This window comes from Paraburkholderia oxyphila NBRC 105797 (genome assembly GCF_000685075.1).
In the GTDB taxonomy this organism is placed as follows: Bacteria; Pseudomonadota; Gammaproteobacteria; order Burkholderiales; family Burkholderiaceae; genus Paraburkholderia; species Paraburkholderia oxyphila.
Genome location: NZ_BAYD01000136.1, coordinates 1 through 25,322 on the forward strand (window position 1 = coordinate 1; position 25,322 = coordinate 25,322).

Annotated in this window: 22 protein-coding genes and 3 pseudogenes; 9 read left to right on the plus strand and 16 right to left on the minus strand. The window is 61.9% G+C overall.

What is annotated here, in order from left to right; genetic code table 11:
* Positions 1-470: 470 nt before the first annotated feature.
* On the minus strand, positions 471-1,484 hold the full coding sequence (locus BO1_RS42955; protein WP_028222846.1) for an IS110 family RNA-guided transposase: 1,014 nt from the start codon (positions 1,482-1,484) through the stop codon (positions 471-473).
* Between the two features lie 165 nt (positions 1,485-1,649).
* Between BO1_RS42955 and BO1_RS42960 the strand changes: the two genes are divergently transcribed.
* The gene (locus BO1_RS42960; RefSeq protein WP_028222847.1) at positions 1,650-2,675 is read left to right on the plus strand and encodes an IS110 family RNA-guided transposase; all 1,026 of its coding nucleotides are present in this window, start codon (positions 1,650-1,652) and stop codon (positions 2,673-2,675) included.
* A 277-nt stretch (positions 2,676-2,952) separates the two neighbouring features.
* On the opposite strand, the gene BO1_RS42965 is transcribed toward BO1_RS42960, so the two are convergent.
* The 3 genes from BO1_RS42965 to BO1_RS42975 form a co-directional block, all read right to left on the minus strand.
* The gene (locus tag BO1_RS42965) at positions 2,953-4,158 is read right to left on the minus strand and encodes a hypothetical protein (protein WP_028222848.1); all 1,206 of its coding nucleotides are present in this window, start codon (positions 4,156-4,158) and stop codon (positions 2,953-2,955) included.
* Between the two features lie 173 nt (positions 4,159-4,331).
* The gene (locus tag BO1_RS42970; RefSeq protein WP_028222849.1) at positions 4,332-5,324 is read right to left on the minus strand and encodes a DNA-binding protein; all 993 of its coding nucleotides are present in this window, start codon (positions 5,322-5,324) and stop codon (positions 4,332-4,334) included.
* A 185-nt stretch (positions 5,325-5,509) separates the two neighbouring features.
* Positions 5,510-7,948, minus strand: coding sequence for a TOTE conflict system archaeo-eukaryotic primase domain-containing protein (locus tag BO1_RS42975; RefSeq protein ID WP_052409820.1), 2,439 nt, complete (start codon positions 7,946-7,948; stop codon positions 5,510-5,512).
* Between the two features lie 110 nt (positions 7,949-8,058).
* On the opposite strand from BO1_RS42975, the gene BO1_RS42980 reads away from it, so the two are divergent.
* Complete coding sequence (locus BO1_RS42980; RefSeq protein ID WP_028222851.1) at positions 8,059-9,036, plus strand: site-specific integrase; 978 nt, start codon at positions 8,059-8,061, stop codon at positions 9,034-9,036.
* A gap of 213 nt (positions 9,037-9,249) precedes the next feature.
* Here the strand turns inward: BO1_RS42980 and BO1_RS58515 are convergent.
* Positions 9,250-9,540, minus strand: a pseudogene (locus BO1_RS58515) (hypothetical protein); the annotation flags it as partial.
* A 75-nt stretch (positions 9,541-9,615) separates the two neighbouring features.
* Between BO1_RS58515 and BO1_RS42990 the strand changes: the two are divergent.
* The 4 genes and pseudogenes from BO1_RS42990 to BO1_RS62330 all read left to right on the plus strand — a co-directional run.
* Complete coding sequence (locus tag BO1_RS42990; RefSeq protein ID WP_028222852.1) at positions 9,616-9,852, plus strand: type II toxin-antitoxin system ParD family antitoxin; 237 nt, start codon at positions 9,616-9,618, stop codon at positions 9,850-9,852.
* Positions 9,849-10,187: a type II toxin-antitoxin system RelE/ParE family toxin gene (locus BO1_RS42995; protein WP_028222853.1), complete on the plus strand. Its 339-nt coding sequence runs from the start codon at positions 9,849-9,851 to the stop codon at positions 10,185-10,187. Before BO1_RS42990 ends, BO1_RS42995 begins: the two co-directional genes overlap by 4 nt.
* 65 nt (positions 10,188-10,252) lie before the next feature.
* On the plus strand, positions 10,253-10,801 hold the full coding sequence (locus BO1_RS56720; protein WP_052409819.1) for an addiction module antidote protein: 549 nt from the start codon (positions 10,253-10,255) through the stop codon (positions 10,799-10,801).
* A 564-nt stretch (positions 10,802-11,365) separates the two neighbouring features.
* Positions 11,366-11,542: pseudogene (locus BO1_RS62330) on the plus strand (IS6 family transposase); the annotation flags it as partial.
* 495 nt (positions 11,543-12,037) lie between these two features.
* Here BO1_RS62330 and BO1_RS43010 read toward each other — a convergent pair.
* Both BO1_RS43010 and metC read right to left on the minus strand, forming a co-directional pair.
* Complete coding sequence (locus BO1_RS43010; RefSeq protein ID WP_028222855.1) at positions 12,038-12,382, minus strand: DUF3088 domain-containing protein; 345 nt, start codon at positions 12,380-12,382, stop codon at positions 12,038-12,040.
* 51 nt (positions 12,383-12,433) lie between these two features.
* Positions 12,434-13,621 (minus strand): cystathionine beta-lyase, encoded by a 1,188-nt coding sequence (gene metC / locus BO1_RS43015; RefSeq protein WP_028222856.1) that lies wholly within the window; start codon positions 13,619-13,621, stop codon positions 12,434-12,436.
* A 169-nt stretch (positions 13,622-13,790) separates the two neighbouring features.
* On the opposite strand from metC, the gene BO1_RS43020 reads away from it, so the two are divergent.
* Complete coding sequence (locus BO1_RS43020; protein WP_028222857.1) at positions 13,791-14,258, plus strand: Lrp/AsnC family transcriptional regulator; 468 nt, start codon at positions 13,791-13,793, stop codon at positions 14,256-14,258.
* 78 nt (positions 14,259-14,336) lie between these two features.
* On the opposite strand, the gene BO1_RS43025 is transcribed toward BO1_RS43020, so the two are convergent.
* The 8 genes and pseudogenes from BO1_RS43025 to BO1_RS43060 all read right to left on the minus strand — a co-directional run bounded on the left by BO1_RS43025 (position 14,337) and on the right by BO1_RS43060 (position 22,158).
* Positions 14,337-15,350 carry a D-cysteine desulfhydrase gene (locus BO1_RS43025; protein ID WP_028222858.1) on the minus strand — a complete coding sequence of 338 codons (1,014 nt, stop codon included), beginning with the start codon at positions 15,348-15,350 and terminating at the stop codon, positions 14,337-14,339.
* Positions 15,351-15,408: 58 nt separating this feature from the next.
* Positions 15,409-16,134, minus strand: coding sequence for an amino acid ABC transporter ATP-binding protein (locus tag BO1_RS43030; RefSeq protein ID WP_028222859.1), 726 nt, complete (start codon positions 16,132-16,134; stop codon positions 15,409-15,411).
* Positions 16,135-16,197: 63 nt separating this feature from the next.
* Positions 16,198-16,857, minus strand: coding sequence for an amino acid ABC transporter permease (locus BO1_RS43035; protein WP_028222860.1), 660 nt, complete (start codon positions 16,855-16,857; stop codon positions 16,198-16,200).
* 55 nt (positions 16,858-16,912) lie between these two features.
* Positions 16,913-17,713: a transporter substrate-binding domain-containing protein gene (locus BO1_RS43040; protein WP_028222861.1), complete on the minus strand. Its 801-nt coding sequence runs from the start codon at positions 17,711-17,713 to the stop codon at positions 16,913-16,915.
* Positions 17,714-18,488: 775 nt separating this feature from the next.
* Positions 18,489-18,650, minus strand: a pseudogene (locus tag BO1_RS62205) (pyridine nucleotide-disulfide oxidoreductase); the annotation flags it as partial.
* 92 nt (positions 18,651-18,742) lie between these two features.
* Complete coding sequence (locus BO1_RS43050; RefSeq protein WP_028222863.1) at positions 18,743-19,546, minus strand: sulfite exporter TauE/SafE family protein; 804 nt, start codon at positions 19,544-19,546, stop codon at positions 18,743-18,745.
* Between the two features lie 34 nt (positions 19,547-19,580).
* Positions 19,581-21,239 (minus strand): bifunctional protein tyrosine phosphatase family protein/NAD(P)/FAD-dependent oxidoreductase, encoded by a 1,659-nt coding sequence (locus tag BO1_RS43055; protein WP_028222864.1) that lies wholly within the window; start codon positions 21,237-21,239, stop codon positions 19,581-19,583.
* Positions 21,240-21,276: 37 nt separating this feature from the next.
* Entirely contained in the window at positions 21,277-22,158 is an 882-nt protein-coding gene (locus BO1_RS43060) for an MBL fold metallo-hydrolase (RefSeq protein WP_028222865.1), read from the minus strand.
* Positions 22,159-22,416: 258 nt separating this feature from the next.
* Between BO1_RS43060 and BO1_RS43065 the strand changes: the two genes are divergently transcribed.
* Entirely contained in the window at positions 22,417-23,796 is a 1,380-nt protein-coding gene (locus BO1_RS43065; protein ID WP_043288824.1) for a sigma-54 interaction domain-containing protein, read from the plus strand.
* A gap of 526 nt (positions 23,797-24,322) precedes the next feature.
* A complete protein-coding gene (locus BO1_RS43070) occupies positions 24,323-24,751 on the plus strand; it encodes a hypothetical protein (RefSeq protein ID WP_028222867.1) in 429 nt (142 codons plus the stop codon).
* Between the two features lie 221 nt (positions 24,752-24,972).
* Here the strand turns inward: BO1_RS43070 and BO1_RS60825 are convergent.
* Positions 24,973-25,322, minus strand: a 350-nt coding sequence (locus BO1_RS60825) for a hypothetical protein (RefSeq protein ID WP_218002861.1), incomplete at its 5' end; no start/stop codon positions are given.

The window sequence follows — 25,322 nt, forward strand, 5'->3', positions numbered from 1 at the left end:
CGGCAAGCTTACGATGAACTCGAAGCGGACATTTGAACTTGGCTAAAAGCGGACACCCATTAGCCGGCCTGAGTCAAGGACAAAATCATAACCTCGCAAACCATTTGCGTTAAAGAAACAACGCCGGGCCAGCTTCAGTCCTGCTCATACTTATCGCGCCCGTTTTCTCATTGCTTGGTTGCGAACTGAATCGCACCAGACACCCGTCGGGATCAAGCTTGTCGCGATGTTCTGCGACAGCCCTGGCGGCCAGTTGCCGCCCCAGAGAAACTTTGGTGCCGGGCCGTGTCCAGGAGGTGTTTGCATTGCCTGTGGCTGTCGTCGTGATGACGACGCCAGTTCTCTAGTGGCTCACGGTCCGGGCGATTCAGCATTTCGCAGTCCTTTAGATGGCACAAGGGTGGTGTCCAAATCATTACATTGGCTTCACACCAGTCCGCTTCCCTGGCTCACCGCCCCTGGCCAAACCGTTATCCGAAACATAGCTTCGCATCGAAAGGCTTCTGGTCGCGCAACATGTAGTAGCACGCGCGCGCCAGCTTGTGCGCGAGGGCCTTGGTTGCCAGTGCGCGGTTCGTCTTGCTCTTTTTGCGATCGTAAAAGCTTCTGGCCTGCGGGGAGTAACGGATGGCGAAGTTGGCCGCTTCCACAAACGCCCATGCGAGATATTTGTTGCCGTTTCTGGTGTTGCCTTCACCTTTTTTCTTGCCGTTACTTTCCCTTCGGCTATCTACGCACCGGCAGTAGGAACTGAAATTGCCGACTTGGGCAAAGCGGCTGATTGATCCGGTCTCGAGCATGATCGTGGTCGCCAGCGTCTCGCCAATGCCTGGTACCGTCTTGAGCAGATGGTACTCGGGGCGCAAGCTGACCCGTTTATGAAGTCGCTTCTCCAGTACTTCAATCTGCTGCCCCAGCGTCTCGCTGACCACGCGGTTGGCTTCCATGGCCAGCGCCACATCGGGCACAAACGCCAACGCGTTGACCTGCTCGGCGGTCAGCTGTTTGACTGCCTCGCCCTTCATTCGGCTTCCGGTCTGTCGCACCATGATGCCCTCGATCGACAGAATTTGCGCGGTACGATAGCGCACCAGTTGCATGCGCTTGCGCGCCAAGTCTCGTGCCCCGCGTTCCTCGCGCGGGCAGACATAGCCCTCTGGCAGCAAGCCCAGCCGCAGCAACTGCGCCAGATAGGCAGCATCGGCGAAATCCCCGCTGTGCTTGAGTCCATCGTATTTCCTGATGGCAGCGGGATGGGCCAGATGCACGTGATAGCCTGCATCAGTAAGTCCATCCACCAGCCAGTACCAGTTGTACGTGCTCTCGACGACCACCCCGGACAATTCCTCGCGGTAGGGTCCGAGCACGGCCTGTATCTGCGCCAGATCGTTCGGCAAGCGCTTCTGGTGCAGGATCCGATCGTTCTCATCGCTGACGACCACAACGCAGTTGTTCGAGTGCAGGTCTATGCCACAATGGTTCATGTCGGCCTCCGCAGGGTCAAAGTGCGTTTCGCAAACTGACTTTAACCCCGCCGCTTCGCCGCGGCGAGGAGGCCGGCTACATGATCATCACATAATGAAATGGCCAGCCCGATCCCAGCGACCGTTCTACGATAGGTAGTTCGGTCCACGGTAGAGGAGAGCGCCATGAACGAAGTCACGCTGATCGGCATCGATCTGGGCAAGCATGTCTTTCATCTGCACGCACAGGATGCAAAGGGACATGAGGTGTTCCGCAAGAAGCTTTCTCGCGCGCAACTGCTTCCGTTCTTCAGCAATCTCAAGGCGGTGACCGTGGTCATGGAAGCATGTGCGGGCTCGCACTGGCTGGCGCGCAAGCTCAACGAACTGGGGCACGTTGCCCGGCTGGTTTCGCCTCAATACGTACGGCCTTTCGTGAAGAGCAACAAGAACGACTACATCGACGCCGAAGCGATCTGCGAGGCGGCATCGCGACCGGCGATGCGTTTCGTTGAACCGCGCACGGAAGCGCAACAGCTTCTGGCCGCACTGCACCGTGCACGCGAAGGACTGGTCACCGAACGCACGGCCACCATCAACCGGATCCACGGCATCCTACTCGAGTTCGGCATCGTCGTTCCTCTGTCGAGAGCCACGCTACGCCGACTGCCCGATGTGCTTGCGGTGCACGATCTGCCACCAAGGCTGGTTCAGCTTATCCACCGGCTCCACGCTCACTATCGTTACCTCGACCAGCAGGTTGACGATATCGAGCGGGATCTGACGTTACAGCTTCGGGAAGACGAGAACGCAGCGCGACTGCTGTCGATTCCCGGCATCGGCCCCATTACGGCAAGCCTGTTGGCATCCGAGGTCGGAAATGTTGCACAGTTTGAGGGCGGCCGCAACTTCGCGGCGTCGATCGGACTGGTGCCCCGGCAACACAGTACGGGCGGACGTAGTGTCCTGTGCGGAATCAGCAAGCGGGGTGACAAGCATTTACGCCACTTGCTCGTCCAAGGCGCCCGCGCGGTCATCCAGCGTGCAGAGCAGCGTACCGACAAGCTCGGCGCCTGGATCCGGTCCATGCTGACGCGACGGCACGCGAATGTGGTGGCCTGTGCTGTTGCCAACAAGCTCGCGCGGATCGCCTGGGCGGTGCTCACCAAACATACGGCATACGACGCTGCGCACCTGAAGCTCGCGAACTGATTCACCGTTTCACCCAACAAGGTTTTGCGACTGCTGGAAGTTTGATGGTCCAACGGCACAGCGACCGGACGAAGAACCTGACAAGTTGTACAGCTCGCAGCAGCTGCCGACATTTTGAGGGGGGCGAACAAGGTAAGCACAATTTCCTATCATAGGCGTCCAAGTTATTATGACCTGGTCAAATCGCCGAAAATTGGCATATATGCCGGGCGTGCCATGTGGGCTCAGAGTTCATCCCAGATTTGCGGAAATAGTGCAGCAGGCCCGGCCAGGGAGGCTAAGACTTGGGTTGCCACAAATACCCCGCTTTTTGCAGCCTGGTAAGCCAGGCTCCCCGCTTGCCGTGACTCGACATCAATTCCGCCAGACGACGCCGGAATACGGCATCCCGCCTGGCGTGTGTATATGCTTCGGCGAGATCCTGCAACTTCTGGAATGCCTGATCGTAGGCGCTGCCCGTTGTGCGTCGCAGTTGTGCATCGATGCCTGACCACGCCGTGTCTTCCTGCTCGAGAAGTGATGTGAGGTACCGTGTGCGTTCCTCACGACGACGGGCCTCGGCCGCCTGGCGTGCTTGCTGCTCCCTTTTTTCACGGATGGCACGATGAGAGGCGACCCTTGATTCGATTTCGGATATTCGACGGCGCCTGGGCAAATTCAATTGCTTGGCATTCCTACCATTCTCCCATCTGAGAAAAGCATTTCGAAGCGTTCGCTCCGCTTCACGGCTGCGTCCCTGTAGCAGCATGCGCAGTTTCGCCCGCATTTCCTCAGCCGGCAACTCACGTAACCATGGATCAAAGCGACTGTCTTCGCTCCCGCTCGATTCTGGGGCCAATAATGACGGGCTGGCCTCGGCGGCGGCGGCGAGCCAATCCGCATCCAGCATCAGAAACTCAGCCAGTGCTACCTGTGCGGGTGTCAACGCCTGTAATCCCGCAGGCACCGGTGGTTCGATTTCGTTATCGTGTAACTCATCATTCGCGAGGCGGGCAAGCCACCCAAGATAAAGCGGGCGAGCGTCGCCGCCGAGCAGCTCGTCGCGTACTGGTAGCAGACGCGTCATCCACCCCGCACCATCCATCTCCTCCGAGAAGCGGACGTGTTCGCCCGAGTCATCGTTGAACGACCAATCGAGGAGGCACCAGTCATCGACGTCCATGGCCTCGAACGCTTTCTCGAAACGGGAGCGCCTTTTTCGTTCGGTCTTGACGTAATCGCGGATGGTCGCCGCGTCAAAGGCCCCGCGCGGCAGGCGAAGCAGCAGGCGGCAGCTCCCCCAGTTGGAGGAGTAGACGTGGGCATCGAAATATTGCTGTACCCACTCGAGCGGGTCGCCCTTGAGGTTTCCCCAGTGATATTCGTTGACGAAGCTCGAGGCGGTAATCGTGGCCCGCGTGGAGAAACTGCGCAACTCTGCCTGCTGGGTCGCCGTAAGCAGCTGGTCGACGCAGGCAAACTCGTAGTATTGGTATTCGCTCATGCCAGATTCCCGTAGCGAAGCGCATGGAAGAGAAGAAGGAGAATGTGCTGGCGCACAACCCGGCAGAGCCATGAGACTCCGGGCCGACGCGAAAGCCGGAATGCTTCATGGCCAGCGCCGGAAGGCGTGCGCGTTGCCATTGTGACGTCCTTTCGGCACGCGATGCGATGCTTTCAGCCAGCCGCGTCCGCGCCGCCCAGCCGCATCCGGTAGTCCACCAGGAGCTGCTGCTGTGCTTCGAGCTGCGCGGCCAGCTTCGTGAGGTCCGCGCGGAGCGAGTCGCGAGCCTCGCGTAACTGGAAAAGCTCAGCTGCCCGCGCATCGGCTGCCGACTGCGCTGCGTCGCGCTCGGCCTCGGCGCGCGCCCGATCGGTGAGCGCTCGATTGAGGGCGGACTGCAGCGCCTCGCCATGTGCCTGCTGATCGCGTGCGAGCCTGGTCGTGGCCGTCGCTTCTGCGACGAGCCGCGCGTTGTCCCGGTTCAGCTGTGTGATCTCGTTCTGCCGGACGATGGCCGTCTGGTTCGCCTGTCGTAGCTCAGCCTGCACCTGCTGGACCTGCTGCTCATGTCGGTGCGCTTCCTGTTCGCGCTGCTCGCGCGCGGCCGTACGGAAGTGCTCAAGGGAATCGCGCGCATGCACGAGCTTTGCCTCAAGCGACAGGCGGAAGCCTTCCTGCTCGGCAAGGCGCTCGGTCTGATCGCCTACCTGCTGCGTGAGCCGCTCGACGTCCAGGTCGCGCTGATGCAGCGCCACGCGAGTCCCGGCGTGCGCCTCCTGCTCCGCGGAAAGGGCGGCGGTCGCGCCAGAGAGCTGCTCCCGCACCGTGGCCAGCTCAGCGCCGAGCCTTGCGATTTCGGACTGCGCCTGCTGGCGCTGCGCGGCCGCAGCGGCGGCCTGCTGGTCGACGAGGGCTTGTGCTTCTTCATGCAGGCGGGCCGCGAGCCGGGCCACCAGATCCTGGATCGCGTCCGAGAGCGACCCGGCGCGTGTGAGTGACGCGCCCTCATCTTCCTCCAGTTCCTTCAGGTACCGGTGGATCGTGGTTTTCGAGCCCGTGTTGCCGAGCGCGATACGTATCGCGTCGATCGACGCGTGCTGCCCCTGCGCGAGCAACGCCTCGCGGGCGCGCTTTACGTCCATGCGCGTAAGACCGGTGCGGGCCATCTGTTTCCTCGCTCGAATATCGTACTGTATTACGTACCATGTATATACGTATCACAGCACGCGGTCAAGAGCGGCATGCTGTTGGCATTACTGGCCTGCGATAAAGGAGGATTATCAAATGTGAGAGCCGAAGAGTGACCTCCGGCAGCCGGGAATGGTACGGAATACGGATTCGCTGCCCGATTTCAGGCGAGCGCCAGCTGGAGATCTTCTCCGGGCGTGCGGACCTGATAGCCCATCGCCCGGTAGCCGCGCTGGCGTTTCTCCCACATGCGCTGCAGCACCGGGTGGCCGCCATCCACATAATCGATCACCCGTACGCCGGTCTTGCCCGCATGCTCGCGATGCAGCCGGCCGGCGTACTGCTGCAGCGTGCCCCTCCACGCAACCGGCATGGCCAGCACCAGGGTGTCCAGCGCCGGATGGTCGAAGCCTTCGCCTACGAGCCTGCCAGTCGCCAGCACCACGCGGGGCGTGTCACCGGCCAGCGCGTCAAGGGCAGCCAGCTGCGCTACCCGCGCTTTCCTGCCGAGGCGACCGTGCAGCACGAACAGCGGTTGTACCGCGTCTTCCAGGGCTTGCTGCAGGCTTTCGAGATGGTCTGTGCGCTCGGTGAGCACCAGCACGTTGCGTCCCTGCGCGTATTGCTCACGGACGGCCGTCGCGATCATGTGCGTGCGCGATGCATCCTGGGCGAGACGCGCGAACACTTCCTGGATCGGCGCGTCGGCCGTAACGTCTACCGCAGAGGTGAGCCTTTGCGGGAACACCTCGAGCATCTGGGGCGCGCTGGCCGGGGATTTCGCCGCATGCCGGATTGGCCCGCACAGCATGAACATCACCGGTTGCTGGCTGTCGCGCCGCACCGGCGTCGCCGTCAGGCCGAGCACGTAGCGTGCATTGACGCCCTTGAGCACGGCCTCGAAGGAATCCGCGGAAACGTGATGACATTCATCGACGATGACATGGCCGTAACGCCGCAACAGCTCGCCGCGGGCACCATCGGGTGCCACGGATTGAAGCATCGCGACATCGATCCGGCCCGTCGCCTTCGACTTGCCGCCGCCGATCGTGCCGATCTCGCGCGCGTCGAGTGCGAGAAACGACTGCAGGCGCTCGCGCCACTGGTCAAGCAGTTCCCGGCGGTGCACGAGCACGAGCGTGTTGACGCCACGCTGCGCGATCATCGCGGCCGCCGTCACGGTCTTGCCGAACGCCGTCGGCGCATGCAGGATGCCGGTGTCGTGTCGCAGCAGATCGGTAACGGCCACCTGCTGGTCATCGCGCAACGCGCCGGCAAACGGAACTGCAAGCGGCTCGCCGGTGCAGCGCTCGTCGCGGATGTCGCAGGCGATGTCGTTATCGCGCAGTAGCGTCATGACCTCGTCAAGGCATCCACGCGGCAATGCAATGTGGCGCGGGCAGTTCTCGGCGCGCCCAATGATGCGTGGCTTGTCCCATACGCTGAAGCCGCGCGCCTGGGCCCGGTAGAACTCCGGATTCTGGAAGGCGGCCAGCCGGATGAGCCGGTTGAGCAGCGCCTGTGGAAGCTGCGCCTTTTCAAGATAGAGCTGGTTCGCCAGCGTCAGTGTGAGCGACGCCGGCATCGTTCCGGCCAGCCGCTTCGGCTGCGCGGGTGGCGGCTTCCACGGTTCGGCCTGGTCCTCTTCGGCGATGAACGCAACGTCGAGCGGGTGCGCACCGCCCGTGGCGCGAAAGATCACCCCCTCGATGTCGCGGCTGTCCATGGTTTGCACGGACGCGAGATACGACCACTGGTCAGCGTACGGCTGAAAGCCGTCATCGACAAACACGCTCCAGCCATGCTCGCGCGGCTGCTTCTGCAGCGGCAGGGCAATGAGGTTACCGAAGCCGCCTTTGGGCAGCACATCCTGGTTCGGGAAGAGCCGGTCGTAGGACGTCAGTTCGAGCTGACGGGTCCGGGCACAGGTGTGGCTGATGATGGCTGAGCCCATCCGTCGCGCGTCACGTGCAGCAACGGCCGACGAGAAGAAGATCCACGCGTGCGCGCCATTGCCTGAACGCGAGATTTCGAGCGATACGGGCACGCTCATCTCGAGGCAGGATTGCCGGAACGCCTGCGCATCCTCACGCCAGCCTTCGTCGTCGAAATCGACAGCGAGCAGGTAGCAGGTGCCGTCCGGCATCAGTGGATAGAGGCCCACCGTGCGATCGCCGGCCAGGTGCGTATAGACGACCTGGTCGTCCAGCGTCAGCAGTACACGATGCCCGCAGTCGGCGCACCGGATGCGGGGCTTTTCGCAGATCCCGGCGCGCCATTCGTTGGCGCACGCCGGCGCGTAGCCGGATTTTCCGGAATTGCGGCTTTCCCAGCGTAGCGGATAGACATCGGTGCGGCCGCGAAACAGCCGCCGGAAGAGCTTTACCTTCTGCTCGGGCGAAAGTACGGGGGCGCCCGTGTTTCGCACTGCTGGCGATGGTTCGTTCCGGGTCACCCGCCCGGGCTTTGCCTGCGCCTGCAGCGTTGCCGGCAGCAAGGCGGTGAGCCGCGCGATTTCAGCCTGCAGGCGGGTGAGCTCCGCGAGCAGCTCCTCGCGTGTGAAATTTTCCCAGTCTGCCTGTAGCAGCTTGCCTTCGTTCATCGCTTCACCGGCCGAAACCCTGGCTCCCATCGGGCACGCCGGCTGGCGCACACGTTCGTTGTTGCATATCATCGTCTCCGATACAGATCACCTGATTTTACCCACGAGCCATGTCTGCCATCGATCGCTACGTCGAAGCCGCGACGCGCGAAAACACCCGGCGCAGTTACCAGTCGGCGCTTCGGCATTTCGAGGTTGAATGGGGCGGCTTTCTGCCCGCGAGCGCTGACATGATTGCGCGGTACCTTGCCGATCACGCAGAAACCCTGTCGGTCAATACCCTGCGCTCGCGGCTTGCAGCGCTCGCGCAATGGCATCAGACGCAGGGTTTTCCGGATCCGACGAAGGCCCCGCATGTGCGCAAGGTCCTCAAAGGTATCGTCACGCTGCATCCCGCAAGCGAGAAGCGGGCGAAGCCCATCCAGCTCGCGCAGCTCGAAAAGCTCACGGCCTGGCTCGATCAGCAGATCGCCAGGGAAGCCGACGGGCGCGAGCGCCTCGCGTGCGTTCGCAACCGGGCGCTGGTGCTGCTGGGTTTCTGGCGCGGCTTTCGCTCGGACGAACTCAGTCGGCTGCGAATCGAGCACGTAGCCGTTGAGGCGGGCCGCGGCATGACGTTGTACCTGCCGCGCACGAAAGGCGACCGCGCGCAGCTGGGCACGACCTTCAAGGCCCCGGTACTTTCACGCCTGTGTCCGGTGGCGGCTTACGAGGCGTGGATTGCGGCGTCTGACCTGACGGACGGGCCCGTGTTCCGTAGCATAGACCGCTGGGGAAACATCAGCGACGAGGGACTGAATGCGGGCAGCTTCGTGCCGCTGTTGCGTGCGCTTTTCCATGCAGCAGGCCTGGCCGCGCCGGACAGCTACAGCAGCCATTCGCTACGGCGGGGCTTTGCAACGTGGGCCAACTCGAACGGTTGGGATCTGAAGATGCTGATGCAGTACGTTGGCTGGAAAGACGTGCGTTCCGCGATGCGCTACATCGATGCGGCCGATCCGTTCGCGCAACACCGCATCGAATCGGCACTCGCTACACCAGGCACGGCCATGCAGGAACGACCAGTCATCGCATTGCGTGCGCCATAACCGCTAATCGAGGCATCACTCCACATCCCGTGACGGATACGTGTCGGCGAAGATCCGCTGCAAGCTCAATCGCGATCCGGACCAGCCAGATCTTCATGGCGGAGCGCTTCGAGCGGCCGCAGCACATCATGGATCGATAAAAGTCCGGTGACATAGTGATCGATCTGGTCAAGCACGCCCTCGATCTGTTCGACAATCGACACGTTCCGGGTTGTTGCTGCCCGTTTCCGGCAGGCCGACTATCGCGCAGTATTCGGGCAACTGCTGCTCACACTGTCGCCATGGGATCAGGTGGTCGCGATAGTCGGCGTAGGCATAGGACCCGGACACGCACAGATCGCCGACGCGCAGTTCCTCCGCCATGTACGAGAACACGCACAGCTCAAGATAGCGCCGGTTGGTCGGCGCCCCTTCACCGTGGGAGCGCCGCACAAGCTTGCGCCAGCGCGCCGCTGCGAAACTCAGGTCCACATCGGCATTGACCCATTCGCGGCGTAACGTCTCCTTCTCAGCCATAACTGATCATCTCCGGAAAGACGATTTTGGCAAATTTTGCCAAAATCTGATAGACTCGTTCGCATGGGCACGATGAACATTTCCCTCCCCGATTCGCTGAAGGAATACGTCGACGAGCAGGTCGGCGAGTGCGGCTATGGCACGAGCAGCGAATACGTCCGCGAACTTATCCGTAAGGATCAGGATCGCAAGCGCCTGCGCACGATGATCCTGCAGGGAGCGACTTCGGGTCTCGCGGATCCGGCTGATTCCGACTACTTCGAATCGCTGCGCGCCCGTGTGCGTATTTCGCGCAAATGACGGCCAAGCCCGTCATCCCGACCCGGCTGGCCAGGCAGGATGTAGAAGACGAGCTGACCCACTACCTCGTGGACGAAGGCTCGGAAAAAGCAGCGTTCGGGTTCATTGCGGAGCTCGAGCAGGCGTACGCGCATCTCGCAAAACACCCCAACATCGGCTCTCCCCGTTACGCGTATGAGCTGGACATACCAGGCCTGCGCTCATGGTCTCTCCATCGCTACCCGCATCTGATCTTCTACATTGAGCGCAAGGATCACGTCGAGGTCTGGCGCGTGCTCAACGGCAAGCGTGACATCCCGGCGTGGCTGTTGAGCGATGACAGCGAGTTCCATTGACACCATCTGCACGGCACAAAGCCCGCGAGCCATCTGGCATTTGCGGGCTTCTTCATTTTCAGACCATGACGAAAGCAAAAGCGTTTGACGCAGGACGCTCCCTGACCGACGAAGAAGCCATCCGGCGCTACCTCGCACAGTCGTTCGAAGCGGGCGACCCAGCGTTGTGCCTGCAAGCGCTCGGCAATGTTGCGCGGGCATTGGGGGGGAGGGACATCGCGCACAGCGCAGGGATGACGCGCAAGGCCTTCGAGCGGACTTTGACCGACAAGCATGTCGGGTTCGGTACCATCGCACGCATAGTCGGCGCGATGGGCTACAAGTTGACCGTCCAGCGAACCATGCAGCCGAAGGCGCCAGACATCTGGCAGATTTCAGGCGCACGCTACATCAGGAAAGCGGGGAAGCTGCGCGTCGAATTCGCGCTCGGAGTACGGTATCACATCCCGATCACCAGGTTTCCACAATTCGCCGCGCTTGATCGCGAGCCGACCGCGCGTGACCTGAAAGCGGTCAAAGTGTCGCCCAAGGGGCGCAGCGTGCAATTCCCCCGGCTCGGTGTAAAGGTTCGCATCGCAAACGTCCGACAGGCAATCAGCGGCGGGAGCGTTTGATGGGTCGCGAATATCGTGTCGATATCGACCGGGACCGATTCTTCTACGCGCTGGATGTCCTCCCGAAACATGATGGAGAGCATGATCGCCTGCATCTCACGTATGAGGACGGCAACGCTCGATACCCGATACCCAATTGCGAACGCGCGTTTGATTGCGTCCCATCCGCACAGGTCCCGGTTTCCAGTGTTGATTCGAGAAATCCAGGCATGCGTCGAACTGCACAAGATTGCCCACAAATCACGGCGTCAGGACAAGGTCAAGCCAGGATGGCGAATGCCTCCGGGCCGTGGCGGTTTTGCTGTTTTGTGGAGACCCAGTTTCCGCGAACTCGATCATTTTCAGCTCGTGGCCTCGCCCAATTTGATTAGTTATCCAATTTTACATACAAGCTCGGATTGCCATCGAAGAACTGACGTAACGAAGGCATTGCCATGCGCCACCGAAGGTGACATAAATGGTTGCAGACTTTGGTAGCTATGCTGCCCCCCTGCCAAGGTGCCGCGAAAGCTGTTTTTTGGCCCGGGACAGAATAGACTGTCTCGTCGCGACTCTCTCACCGCCCATCGCCACATCAAATCCAGAACGAACGTGATGCTCGCCTTCAAACGGTTCAGGAGCGCCGCGGCCACGATTTCAGGCATCGAGTTGGCGCATCGCGTTCGCAAGGGGCAGTTCGATCTCTCGAGGCTCGGCCTCAAGGGTGCCGCTGCGCCTGCCGTTGGAATGCTGCCTGTCTGATCGATAACGTATCCTGCCTATATCAAACCTCCCAACCGATTTTCCTATTTGCACCAAAGGCCTTCCACCGGCGTCGCCGCGAGCAGTGAAAAACCCGGCGTCCACGTTGGGATATCGACGAAAGCGGCGAGTTCAGCTAGATCTGATCGATGGTTGGCAGGTCGATCTCCAGCGACGGTGGCGCTTCGCGCATCTACTGTTACACGGCCAGGCCAATTAGTTTGGCTACACCGCGCAGCGCATATATCGGCTCGGCTCGTACGTTACGGCGACGCCCCACTCAAGTACCGCATGTTTTGAAAGTTGACGCTTTCATGTGGCGCGGGATGTGACACCTTACGGATTTCCGGCGATGGCAATGCGCGCTCCTGTACAGGAGCGCGCGGCGGGTAGCGGTCTCAGTTGAGTGCGGCCAACCGGCTTCGTCGCCAGAAATCCCTTCGTTTCCGGGCGCAACTGGCCTCACTCAACGAATGCGTGCACATGCGCTGTTGTTCACGACGCGTGCGCGACGCCATACTGGGAAGACAGATATCGCCGGATGTCGCCGGGCTCGTTAATGAAGCACATTCCATTGGACTCCTGTACATTCACGGAGGTGTCCTTCAGGGTCTGACCGCCACCGAGCACGATCACCGGTGCGGACTGGTTGCCTTCGCCGATCAAATCGACAATAGCGCCGCGAGGGCGTGGCGCGTCGATGTACTCGACGTCGACAGCTTCTCGAAGCTGGGGGAAAAAACTCAGCAAGCCTTCGACGGAAACCGCGTCGCCGCAGTAGAACGGTCCCTCTGAACCGCTGAAGAAGCCTGGACGGAGAATGAACAGCTTGTCTTTCATGGTTGCCTCACTGGGTGGATGATCGAAAGTTGAAGGTGTACTTAAGGTGGGTCAGACTTGCGCCTGCACCGGCGCGAAGGCGCGCAGCCGCGCGAATCCGGCTTCGAGGTCGGCGATCATGTCTTCGGGATGTTCAAGGCCCGCGTGGATGCGCAGCAGCGGACCTTCCCATGGCCATTGTGTCGCCGTGCGATAGCGTGCCGCGCTGGATCGAAGGATGAGACTCTCGAATCCTCCCCAGCTATAGCCCATGCCGAAGCAGGTCATGCCGTCGAGCATCGCGCGCATCGCGTCGTCGGATTGCGGGTGCAGCACGACGCCGAACAGGCCGCTTGCGCCGCTGAAATCGCGGCGCCACAACGCGTGTCCGGGCGACCCCGGCCGCGCGGGATAGAGAATCTGCGCGACTTCTGGCTGCTGTGCGAGCCATTGCGTCAGCTCATGGGCATTGCGCTGATGCCGCTCGAGCCGGACCGACAGCGTGCGCAGGCCGCGCAGCGCGAGATACGCGTCGTCGCCACTTACGGTCATCCCGAGCTGCCGGTAGAAGCGGTTGATCTTCGGAAACAACGTCTCGGTCGTGAGGATCACGCCCATCATCACATCGGAGTGTCCCGAGATGTACTTCGTCGCCGCGTGAATCGACACGTCGACACCGTGCTCGAACGAACGGAAATGCAGCGGTGTCGCCCAGGTGTTGTCCATCAGGACGATGGCACCGTTTCGATGCGCGACACTGCTGATCGCCGGAATGTCCTGCACCTCGAACGTCAATGAGCCGGGTGACTCGACGAACACCGCGCGCGTGTTGGGCTGCATCAACGTTTCGATGTCCGCGCCGATCGACGGATCGTAATACGTTGTTTCGATACCGAGACGCGCGAGCGTCTCCGCGCAGAACGAGCGGGTCGGATCGTAGACGGAGTCCGTCATCAGCAGATGATCGCCGGGCCCGAGAACCGCAAGTAGCGACGTCGTGATCGCGCTGAGCCCGCTGGGCGTAAGCATCGCGCGATACGCGCCTTCGAGGCGGGCCAGCGCGCTCTCGAGTGCGCGCGTAGTGGGGCTGCCGCCTCGCCCATACGCGTTGGGCGTGCCGCTCGCTGTCTTCAGCGCTTCGAGGCTATGAAACAGCAGCGTTGACTGCCGGTAGACCGGCGGATTGACCGGCGCGCCGAGCTGATTGTGCGTGCGGCCTTCATGGGCCAGGACGGTTTCGGTCGAATACGTGGCGTTCAAGATGCGGGTCCCTTTGTCGTCGGTTCAATCGGGGCGAATTGAGCGTCGCCGCATGGTGGCGGCAATCGCCTTGTGTGAAGACATGTTAATTGCGCAGCGACGAAAATTGTTTTTAAAGAATGTCGCCAATTACGATAGGATTGGAAAAAATTCCTAATTTGGAGACGATATGGATAAACGCGATGCGCAGATGCTCGCACTGCTTCAGGCTGATGCAACGATTGGGCTCAACGATCTGGCCAAGGCGGTGAATCTGTCGCCCACGCCATGCTGGCGAAGACTGCAGAAGCTGCGGGACGATGGCGTGATTTGCCGGCAGGTCGTGCTGTGCGATCCGACCAAGCTGAAACTGGGACTCACGGCGTTCGTGATGGTGCGTTCGAACCAGCACGGCGATGCGTGGACGACCCGTTTCATCGAAACGGTACGCGCGATTCCGGAAATCATCGAGATTTACCGGATGAGCGGCGAGATCGATTACCTGCTGAAGGTCGTCGTGCCGGATATCGCCGGTTATGACAGTGTCTACAGGCGGCTTATCAAAAGCGTCGAATTGATGGACGTGAGCTCGTCGTTTTCGATGGAGGTGATCAAGCGGACAACCGCACTGCCGCTTGACTATGTCGTGAAGGAATAAGGCAAACGTGCGAGGTGCCGACAAGTGTCGGCTCCTGGCACGCGATTTGTTGCCTACACAACGGCATGCCGTTGCGTGTCAATTGCTCATGCATGCATCGCGGTACGCGAATAGCGCCGGGGCGCCACCCGTGTGCAGAAACAACACCGGTCCGTCCCCTTCGATACGGCCGCGCGCGATGCCGTCGATCAGGCCGGCCATCGCCTTGCCCGTATAGACGGGATCGAGCAGAAGCCCCTCGGTCTGTGCGAGCAGGCGCACCGCGTCCATGCCGGCGCGATTGGGTTCGCCATAGCGCGGCGCAAAATAGTCATCCCACAGGTCGATGCGCAACCCGGCCGGCGCCGGGATGTCGAGCAGTTCGCTCGTGCGCTCGACGAGATCCTGGACCTTCGGTTGCTGTGCCGCCACCGTACGCGAGACAGTCACGCCGATCACGGGCGTCGATGGCAGCGCATGCGAGAGCGCGACCGCCAGGCCGGCATGCGTCCCTGCGCTGCCGGACGCAAGCAGGATGGCCGAAAAGTCCAGTCCCGCCGCACGAGCCTGCTGGGCAAGCTCGATGCCTGCGCGCACGTAGCCAAGCGCACCGAGCGCATTCGACCCGCCGACCGGAATCACGTAGGGATGACGGCCTTCGGCTCGCAGCCGCTGCGCGGCGGCATCGAGCTGCAGATCGGCGTCGTCGAGGCTGTCGACGTCGTGCACACGCACGCCCAACAGATCGAGCAGCAACCGGTTGCCATTGTGCAAATAGTCGTCGCATGCGGTAGCGATCGGGTTTTCGAGCAACGCAACGCAGTCGAGGCCGAGCCGCGCTGCGAGCGCGGCGGTTTGCCGGACGTGATTCGACTGTATGGCGCCCGCCGTCACGAGTACGTCTGCCTTGCGGCGCATGGCGTCCGCGCCGAGGTATTCGAGTTTGCGCAGCTTGTTGCCGCCCATCGCGAGCGGCGTGAAATCGTCGCGTTTGACATAGACCTCGCGGCCGACATGCGCGGACAGTCGCGGCAGCCGCTGCAGTGGGGTCGGCGTGTCAATCAGGTTCAGGCGCTCGAAAGTGTCGAGTCCCGTGGAGAGTGTCGTCGTCATGCCGGGAAAAGTGTTGGATTGAAGGCGCACCGCAGGGCGGCCGGTGCCACTTGCGGGATCAGTGCAGGATCTTGTCGAGGAACTCGCGCGCCCGTTCGGCGCGTGGCGTGTGAAAGAACGCATCGCTCGTGGCGTCTTCGACGATCACGCCCTGATCCATGAATAGCACACGATGCGCGACCTTGCGTGCGAAGCCCATCTCGTGCGTGACGCAGACCATCGTCATCCCCTCGCGTGCGAGCTCCACCATCACGTCGAGCACCTCGTTGATCATTTCGGGATCGAGCGCGGACGTCGGTTCGTCAAACAGCATGGCAACCGGATTCATCGACAGCGCGCGCGCAATTGCGACGCGCTGCTGCTGCCCGCCCGACATCTGGCCGGGAAACTTCTGCGCGTGCGCTTTCAGTCCGACCCGGTCGAGCAGCCGCAGCCCGATATCGTGCGCTTCGTCCTTCGTTCGGCGGAGCACCTTTGTCTGCGCGAGCGTGAGATTGTCGAGCACGGAAAGATGCGGGAACAGCTCGAAATGCTGGAACACCATGCCGACGCGCGCGCGCAACTGCGCGAGCTTCACCGATGGATCGTCGAGCCGGGAGCCGTCAACCGTGATGCAGCCTTTCTGGAACGGCTCGAGGCCGTTGATCGTCTTGATCAGTGTCGACTTGCCCGATCCGGACGGACCGCAAACGACGACCACTTCTCCCTTCGTGACCGCCGCGCTGCAGTCGCTGAGGACTTGATGCTTGCCATACCACTTCGATACGTTATCCAGAGTAATCATGTTCGGATTCTTCGTTGGTAGCGGGATGTGCGGCCGTGCATGATCCGGACGGCCGGCGGAAATTCAGTGCGTCGTCGGCAGCGCACAGCGCGATTCGATGCGAACCTGGAGCCGCGCGAGGAGGGTGCTCAGTACCCAGTAGATCGCCGCGGCCGCAAGGTACAGCGGAAGCGGCTGGAACGTGGACGCGATCACTTCCTGCGTCGAGCGCAACAGCTCGGTCACGGTAATCACAGAGACGAGCGACGTATCCTTGACCAGGCTGATCAGCGTGTTGCCGAGGCTTGGCACCGCGAGACGGAGCGCCTGGGGGCAGATCACATAGCGCAGCGTCTGCACGTGCGTGAAGCCGAGACTGTGCGATGCGGCCCACTGGCCACGGCCGATGCCGAGAATCGCGCCGCGCATGCTTTCGGACAGGTACGCGCCGGCGTTGAGCGTCAACGTGAGAATGCCGGCGGAAGTTGGATCGAGCGAGATTCCGATGCCTGGCAGCCCGTAGTAGACAACGAACATCTGCACGAGGAGCGGTGTGCCGCGCGTCAGGCTGACGTAACCCTGTGCGATTGCGGCGAGGCTCCGGTTGTTGCCAATGCGCACGATCGCGACCAGGAGGCCGACGATCAATCCCAGCACCATCGACGCAACGGCGAATTTGATCGTGAGTACCGCCCCTTTTGCGAGAGTGGGGAGGCTTTGAACGACCAGGTCGAACGCTTCCATGAACTTGTCTCCAGGTTGTGTCCGGGCGCGCCAGCGCGGGCACGGACTATGGCGGTCAATGTACGTTGGGGGTCGTCGTGTCAGTACCGAACCACTGCATCGAGATTTTCTTCAACGTGCCGTCCTCGCGCATCGCTGCGATCGCGTCGTCAATCGCCTTCTCAAACTTGGGATTGCCCTTGCGGAACGGAATGCCCATCTGCGTGTCGGCGCCCGCAATCATGCTGCCTGTGCGCAGTGGCAGGTGCGAGTTCTTGATCAGGTACGGAAGCATCAGGTGGTCGTTCACGACGGCGTCGATCCGGCCTGTCGCGAGATCGCCCAGCATCTCCGCGTCGCCGGGATAGGTCTGCGCGCCAACCGCGGGCACGGTCTTCACGAGATCCGCATAGTTGCTGCCGAGCACGACGCCCACCTTGTGGCCCTTCAGGTCGTCGAGCGACTTGAACGCGCGCGAATCCTTCTCGCGCTGCAGAAGCTGCGCACCCGAGTAGACGTACGGCTGGCTGAAGTCGAGCGCCTGTTTGCGAGCCGGCGTGATTGCAACCTGGTTGACGATCACATCGAACTTGCCAGCCTGCAGGCCGGCGAGAATCCCGCTCCATTCGGTCGTGATGAACTGCGGTTTCACGCCGAGGCGCGCCGCGACGGCCTTTGCGACGTCGACGTCGAAGCCTTCAAGCTGTCCGTCGCTGTTGCGGTAGTCGAACGGAGGGTAGGTGCCTTCGAGTGCGACCTTCAGCACACCGGCCTGCTTCACCGTGTCGAGCAGGTCGGCCGCATGCGCGGATGCGGTCGTGATACCGAGCAGTGCGGCGACCAGTGCTGACGTGAACAGCGGTTTGAACGACTTCATCTTTGTCTCCGTTGGTAAGAATAAGAATCGATGTAGCGATTTCATGCTTGAGCGACGATTGCTGGCTGAAAAGCGCAGGTTTCGCGCGTGGGTCGAGGCCGCACCGCTCACGGTTCCGAATGCGGCTCGACTGACGGCAAGCTTAGTTCTGTCAGAATGAAAAGTGTTTCCAAAAGCGTGCGCACATTGATCGTTTCCTGGAAGATTTTTCTAGTCTTGGGTCAGGTTGCGCAACCGGCCTGCTATCGGCGCGACCGGGGGCCGACACGGTCGCACCGGCGTGCGTCGCGGTTGCTCCAACGCCGGTCGCGAGCCCGTGTGCAACGCATGGCGCGCGTTCTTCGCGATCCAGCCGGGCGCGATAGCGATCATGACGGCGAAATCGAGTTGAGGTGTCGAGTGACGAGGCGATGCGACACGCGCCGAAACCCGGCCGCTGTCGCGAAGCTGAGCTGGATGGTTGCGATGGGCGGCGGCGTGCGTTGCAGCGCGATCCGATGCCACCTTGTACCGACGGGTGCGTTCGCCATCGGCGACGAGGCGACGATGCCGTATATCGAAACCTGCGTGGGCTTGCGCAGCATCGGTACGATGCCGAAGCCAGCACCGACTTCAGTGGGCCGGTATCAGGCCACGAGCGCACCCGGCAGAAGCGAAATCAGCATGGGGGAGTCAAGCGAGGGAAAGGTATCGTGCACGGCGGGCAGTCGGCCTGCGGTCCGCCGTGCGGTGGTGGGGCGCGTCGGCCATCGAACCATACGGGGCCGCGCGAGCGCCTCGCGAGCGCCTCGCGGCCCCTGAGCATCGCGCCATTGGCGGGCAGCACGCGTTCGTTCAGCAGCCACGCGTGCCGGGAGGGGCGTCTACCGTCGATCACCCAGTTCGGGAGCGTCGGCGTGACCTTGCCGCCAGAGAAGAACTCCGCGAGCGCGATGCGGGCAAGGGGTGATACCTCGACATCGCAGCGCGATTCTCGTCCCGGAGAGAACACGGCCCGGGTTTCAGGCCAGTGACGCTGCAATCACCTGATTACGCGAGGACGGCCCTGGCGAGCATGCCGAGGGCAACGCATACAAGGATAGCGGCAAATCCGGACTGCACGTGGTGAGCGGCCATGCGATGCGACATCAGGCGTCCTCCCAGCATCCCGGCGGCGGTAGCGATACTGAACCACAAGGCAACATCGAACGAAAATGCCGTGCCGTGCATGGCTGTCGCCAGTACTCCGCCACTGCCAACGAGCGCAATTACCATCAGCGATGTCGCCACAATGCCGTGCATCGACACATCGGTCAATTTGCGCATCATCGGGACGATGATGAAGCCACCGCCGACACCGAGAAGGCCCGTCATCAGGCCGGTGAGGGATCCGGTCGCCGCCAGTGCCAATGCCGCGGGCCAGGACCAGTCGAACCTGCCTGTCGCCGGATTGACGTGAGCGACACACAGCGGCGAGGCATACTGCGCCGGGGCGTTTCGCCTGAGCGTCTGACGAAGGATGCGCAACGCGACGAAGAGCATGACACAAGCGAACAGGCTGAGCAGCAGTCGCTGGGGCAGGGCGCGTGCGAGGCGTGCGCCCACTGCCGTAGCGGGGACGCCGAGTGCGGCCATGAACAGGGCAGCGCGATAGCGGACCAGGCGTTTGCGGAGGGCTTCGAATGCACCGACCGCCGCGCTACCCGCGACGGCAACCAGTGCGACGGGCGTTGCCTGCTGCATGGGCCATCCCATTCCAAATACGAGTGCGGGTACGGCGAGGATGCCGCCACCGGCTCCCGTCAGCCCCAGAATGGCGCCGACCATGGCACCCAGAAGAAGCGAGATCAGCATTGATCACCTCGAGAGACAACAAGTTGTGCGAGCATCAGTCGGCCATCTGCGGGCGTGCAAGCCACTCTCGCCCCTTGAGCATGCCGCTCCAGTAGAGCGGCGGAAGGATGCGCTCCTTGAGCAACCATGCGAGCCGCGATGGCTTCTTTCCGTTAATGAGCCAGGCAGGGAAAGTCGGCGCCACCTTGCCGCCGTAGAGAAACTCGGCGAGCACGATCTTCCCGCGCTCGACCGTAAGCGGGCATGAGCCGTAGCCGTCATAGGTGGCTGCCCCCATCGCTGTGCCGAGGGCGGCAAGCACATTGTGGGCGACAACCGGAGCCTGTTTGCGCGCCGCTGCCGCAGTCTTCGCATTGGGCGTATTGGTCGCGTCGCCGAGCCCGAAGATGTTTTCGTAGACCTTGTGCCGCAGGGTGCTCTGGTCGACGTCGACCCAGCCGGCGGCATCGGCCAGCGGACTGACGCGGATGAAATCCGGGGACTTCTGCGGGGGCACGACGTGAATCATGTCGAACGCGGTTTCGAACGTCTCGCTGTCGCCGCCAGCAAGCGCGCGCGTGAAGGTTGCACGCTTCGCTTCGCCATCGATGGCGGTGAGGTTGAAGCCGAAGTTGAGGTTGATCCCGTATCTCTCGACATAGCGCATGAGGGCGGGCACATAATCGGCCACGCCGAACAGCGCCGCACCGGCATTGAAGAATTCGACATGGATATGCCCGAGCCGGCCGGTGCGCTGCCAGTGGTTGGAAGAGAGGTACATTGCCTTCTGCGGCGCGCCCGCACATTTGATGGGCATGGGCGGTTGCGTGAATAGCGCGCGGCCACCCCTGAGTTGCTGAACCAGTTGCCAGGTATAGGGCGCGAGATCGTAGCGGTAGTTGGATGTGACGCCGTTACGGCCGAGTGTCCCCGGCAGTCCTTCAATGGCATTCCAGTCGAGCTTCAGGCCGGGGCACACGACGAGCTGACGATACTTCACGACCCGGCACCCTTCGAGGATGACGGCGTTATCCGCAGGTGCGAAGGCAGCCACTGCGGCCTTGAGCCAGTGGACCTTGCGCGGCAGAGCTTCCGCCATGAGGCGTGCCGTGGCTTGGGGCCGGAAAACGCCCGCTCCGACCATGGTCCAGCCGGGCTGGTAGTAATGGACATCGGCCGGATCGATGACGGCAATGTCCAGATCGGGAGCCCGGGCGAGCAGGCTCGACGCCGTGGCTATACCTGCCGCGCCAGCCCCGACGATAACGACATCGTGCTGCTCTTCGGCTGATCCAGCCCGCGGTGCGACGATGTCGCGCGCCAGTCCACTCAGGTCGAGGCCGGCATGTTTGCCGGCGGCAAGTATCTCGACAAGCGACATGCCCGATGCGCTGGAGCGTGCCCACAACGTCGCCGAGCGCATTCCGCTACGGCAGTAGGCCAGCACGGGGCGTGGCAGCGCCTTCAGGAAGGCACCGAATTGGGCGGCGTCGAGGTCATTGACCTTGCCAGACTCCACGGGAAGATAGTGTGACTCGATGCCGTGTTGTCGCGCTGCGTTGGCAATTTCGGCAAACGTGGGCTGGTCCGCGCCTTCGCCGTCGGGACGGTTGCAGATGATCGCCCGAAATCCCATGTCGCGCAGCGCGGGGAGATCCGTGCTGCGAATTTGGGGGGAGACGCTGAGCGCGTCCGTCAGTTTCCTGATGTCCATTCCTGCTCCTCTCGATTTTGACGTGACTGACGCGTGCTTAGAGGACATTGACCGGGATCTTGATGTATGAGACGCCATTGCTTTCGGGCTCCGGCAGGTGCCCGGCGCGCATGTTCACCTGGACCGAGGGCAGGATGAGAACCGGCATCTCGAGCGTGGCGTCGCGGGCCGTTCGCATGGTGACAAACGATGCCTCGTCGATGCCGTCATGCACATGGATGTTGAGCTCGCGTTGCTCTGCCACCGTGGTTTCGAATTTCACCGGGCGGCCTCCAGGCTGGTAGTCGTGGCACAGGTACAGACGTGTTTGCGGCGGCAGTTCGAGAACTCGCCGAACCGACCTGTAGAGGGTTGAGGCATCGCCGCCCGGGAAGTCGCAGCGCGCGGTGCCGTAGTCGGGCATGAAAAGCGTGTCGCCGACAAACGCGGCCTGCTGCGCGCCGTCGTCGACCACGTAGGTCACGCAGGCGGGCGTGTGGCCGGGCGTATGCATGACGCGAACCTGTAACGTCCCCACGCTGAAGGTGTCGCCGTCAGCAAACAGATGGTCGAACTGCGAGCCGTCGGTGCGAAAGTCCGGGCCCATATTGAACAGCTTGCCAAATACGCCCTGGACGCGCGTGACCTGATCGCCGATCGCGACCTTGCCGCCGAGCCTTGCCTTGAGGTACGGCGCAGCAGACAGGTGATCGGCATGAACATGGGTTTCGAGCAGCCAGTCCACGCGGGCGCCCAGTGACTCGACGCGCCCTGCAAGCCGGTCTGCCGTGGCAGTGCGCGTGCGCCCCGACTTCGGGTCGTAATCGAGCACGGTGTCGATCAGTGCGCAGTGGCGCGTCCCGGTATCCAGCAGCAGGTAGCTCACGGTCCACGTGGCTGGATCAAAGAATCCTTCAACGGCAAATCTGCAGGCAGGCATTCTGGTTATTCCTCGCGAATGACGGACTGTTGGTCCTTATGGGGAATACCCAATCAACTATCGTGCCAGCATGTGTCTACACAACGATGCAGATGGTAAGCATTTGATCTGTAAGGTATTTCTGTTAATCGTGATCGGACCGGTCGTCGCATTGGCAGCGGATGCGGGCGATGTGAATGACACGACGACTGCCAAGTGGCAGTCGTGGCAGAATTGGCGGTCTGAACGCAACGCCCGTAAGAGTGAGGACCGACGAGCATGGTTTCGACAGAGCTGCCAATACCGGGTACGCCATTGCCAGACGGCGCGCCGGACATCGCTGCGCTGGTGTCGTACCTGGAGTACGATCCCCTGCCTGCCATCGTGCTTGATCCGCAATACCAGATCCTGGCCGCCAACCAGGCGTATCAGCGGCAATTTGGCGTGAAGGGGCAGGCGCACGTTGGCCGCAGGTGCTATCAGGTGTCCCACCACTACGACGTGCCCTGCGACCAGGCGGGAGAGCACTGTCCGATGAAGCGCGCGGCCGCGAGCCGCGGCGCTGACCGCGTGCTGCACATTCATCACACGCCGCGCGGCCCGGAACACGTGGACGTCGAGTTGCGGCCGATCTTCGACGCCCGCCTGGAGATCATCGCGTACGTCGAACGCCTGGCAACAATCCGGAGCGCCTCGGCGAGGCCGAGTGCCGAAGGGCTTGTCGGTCGCGCACCGGCGTTCAATGAAGCGATTTCCGCCTTGCAGCGCGTGGCGCCGTCGATGCTGCCCGTCCTGCTGCTCGGCGAGTCTGGCACCGGCAAGGAACTGTTCGCCCACGCACTTCACGAAGCGAGCGACCGGGCCCAGCGGCCATTCGTTGTCGTCGACTGCTCCGGCATTACGGAAACACTTTTCGAAAGCGAACTGTTCGGATTCGAAAAAGGATCGTTTACCGGCGCCAGCAGCCGAAAACAGGGGCTGGTCGAAACGGCACAGGGCGGTACACTTTTTCTCGACGAAATCGGCGATGTCCCACTGTCGATTCAGGTCAAGCTGTTGCGTCTCATCGAGACCGGCACCTTCCGGCGTGTCGGCAGCACCGAGACCCAGCGCGCCGATTTCAGGCTTGTCGCCGCCACCCATAAACCGCTCGAGCAGATGATCGCGGCGGGCCAGTTTCGCGCTGATCTCTACTTCCGGATCAGTGCGTTTCCTGTTCGTCTGCCCGCCGTGCGCGAGCGTGTGGACGATATCCCGCTCCTGGCGGACTCCATTCTGGAGCGCATCGCTTCGGCGAGATACGGCTCATCGCGCAAGTGCCGGATTTCTCCGGACGCGCTTGCACTGCTGCGCGCATACCGCTGGCCGGGCAATATTCGCGAACTGCGCAATGTACTCGAGCGCGCAAGCCTTCTGGCGGACGACGGCGTGATTCGTCCCGACCAACTGCCAGCTGCGCTCCGAAGAGACGGCAAATCTCCACTCGAGGAACCATACACGACGGCTCATGCGTTGCCCCGCAAGGTGTCGGACGCAGAACTTGCACGTGCCGCGTCGGAATCTGGCGGCAAGCGAAGCGAACTCGCTGCACGGCTTGGAATGAGCGAGCGCACGCTTTACCGCCGCCTCAAGGCGCTCACAGTCGGTCGCAAAGGGTGACGCCGCTGTTTCCACGAGACGGCTGGCAACCGAGCGCTGTGACGGCGTCGGCAGGACGATTCAGGCACGCCAGTACGTGTGGCCGTTGACTGAGGAGCAGTACCGGATCCAGAACTCCGGACATATGAGGCCTCCAGTGTGTCTGTCGGCATTTAAGCCGGCGCGAATATCAATGAGAATGTTGGCCAGATGCAGTAGGTTCACGCGGTGCCAGCGTCAGCGGCGCAAGACGCTCGACGCCCGTTTGGCGCAGCTCGTCCCCAAAATACGGCAGGCGCTCACGGTCTCTGTCAAAATATCGGCATCCGTCCGCCGGTTCCCACGCACACCACTGCGGGTTCGTCGGGCTGCCTGTCCCCCCCAACGGCGCGAACTTTGCCGAAGACGGCAACCGGGATCTATCCTCCCGGCGATCGCAGGAAGAACCGTTACAACAGGCACACGACATGGCACATGAGCTATGTGAACAGTGCAGCAACACGACGCCACCCTGGGACAAACGTTACAACCCTATCGGAGTAGCTCGATGGTCGCAGTCAGGTACGATGATCTTTCTTTGGCTTTCGACTTCGTCAGCTACACGGCACCAACGGAGCATAACGCGTATGTCTCGCTCGATACGGGCAAGGTTTATTGGACTTCTGATTCGAGCGACGCGTTCGACGAGGAGCGTCCTGACGACCTTGAAACGTCAGATCGCTACCTTGCGATACCGCACAAAAACGAGCTCGATCTCGGAAGACGTCTCGCCTTGCGCTTTGTCGCTCAAGCGTTGCCGGCGCACTACGACCAGGTCGAAGGCTTCTTTCACCGACAGGGGGCTTACGCGCGTTTCAAGGATTTGCTGGAGCGTGAAGGCGTTCTCGAGCGCTGGTATGCGTTTGAAGCCGATGCTGTCGAAAGCGCGCTGAGGCAATGGTGTGCCGAAAACGGGCTTGAGCTCGTTCGGACGTGATGGACGCTGTCAGCTTTCGCAACGCCAGGGTCAAACGGGAGGTCGCTCTCGCGCGACAAGAAGAAGGGCTGCTCCGATTGGCCCGGCCCTTGACGCTCTGTAGCGCCGGATGCCCTCAGCGCCGGCACGCAGGACACGCCGACTCAGGGAGAATCGCGCGGGTCAATAAACATGCGTACACCTGGGTCGGTGATGCCGATATCGCCAACGACCCGCGCTGATTACGTTGAGCTAACACAGTGCTCCGCTACCCACCCCATGGCGCGTCCACGCACAAACGTCAAAGCCTCGTTCTCGTCGACGAAGTTCTCATCGAGGCACAGGTCGTACACATCGTCTTCGAATGAACCGTCTGATGCCGGAACGAAGAGTCGCGCATTCGCCACAATTCGGCCGTCCTCGATGCTTGCGCTCGTGCTGATGAAGCAAGACTGAAAAATGAATTGAGTTTTAGTTGCGCGAACGCTGGCGATGCTTGCGCAAGGCAAGTTGGGGCTAAATTGCTTCGGCGAGGTGAATCTCTTGATGGCTCGAAATTTACCTATACATAGATAATCAAGGGGCTTGCTAG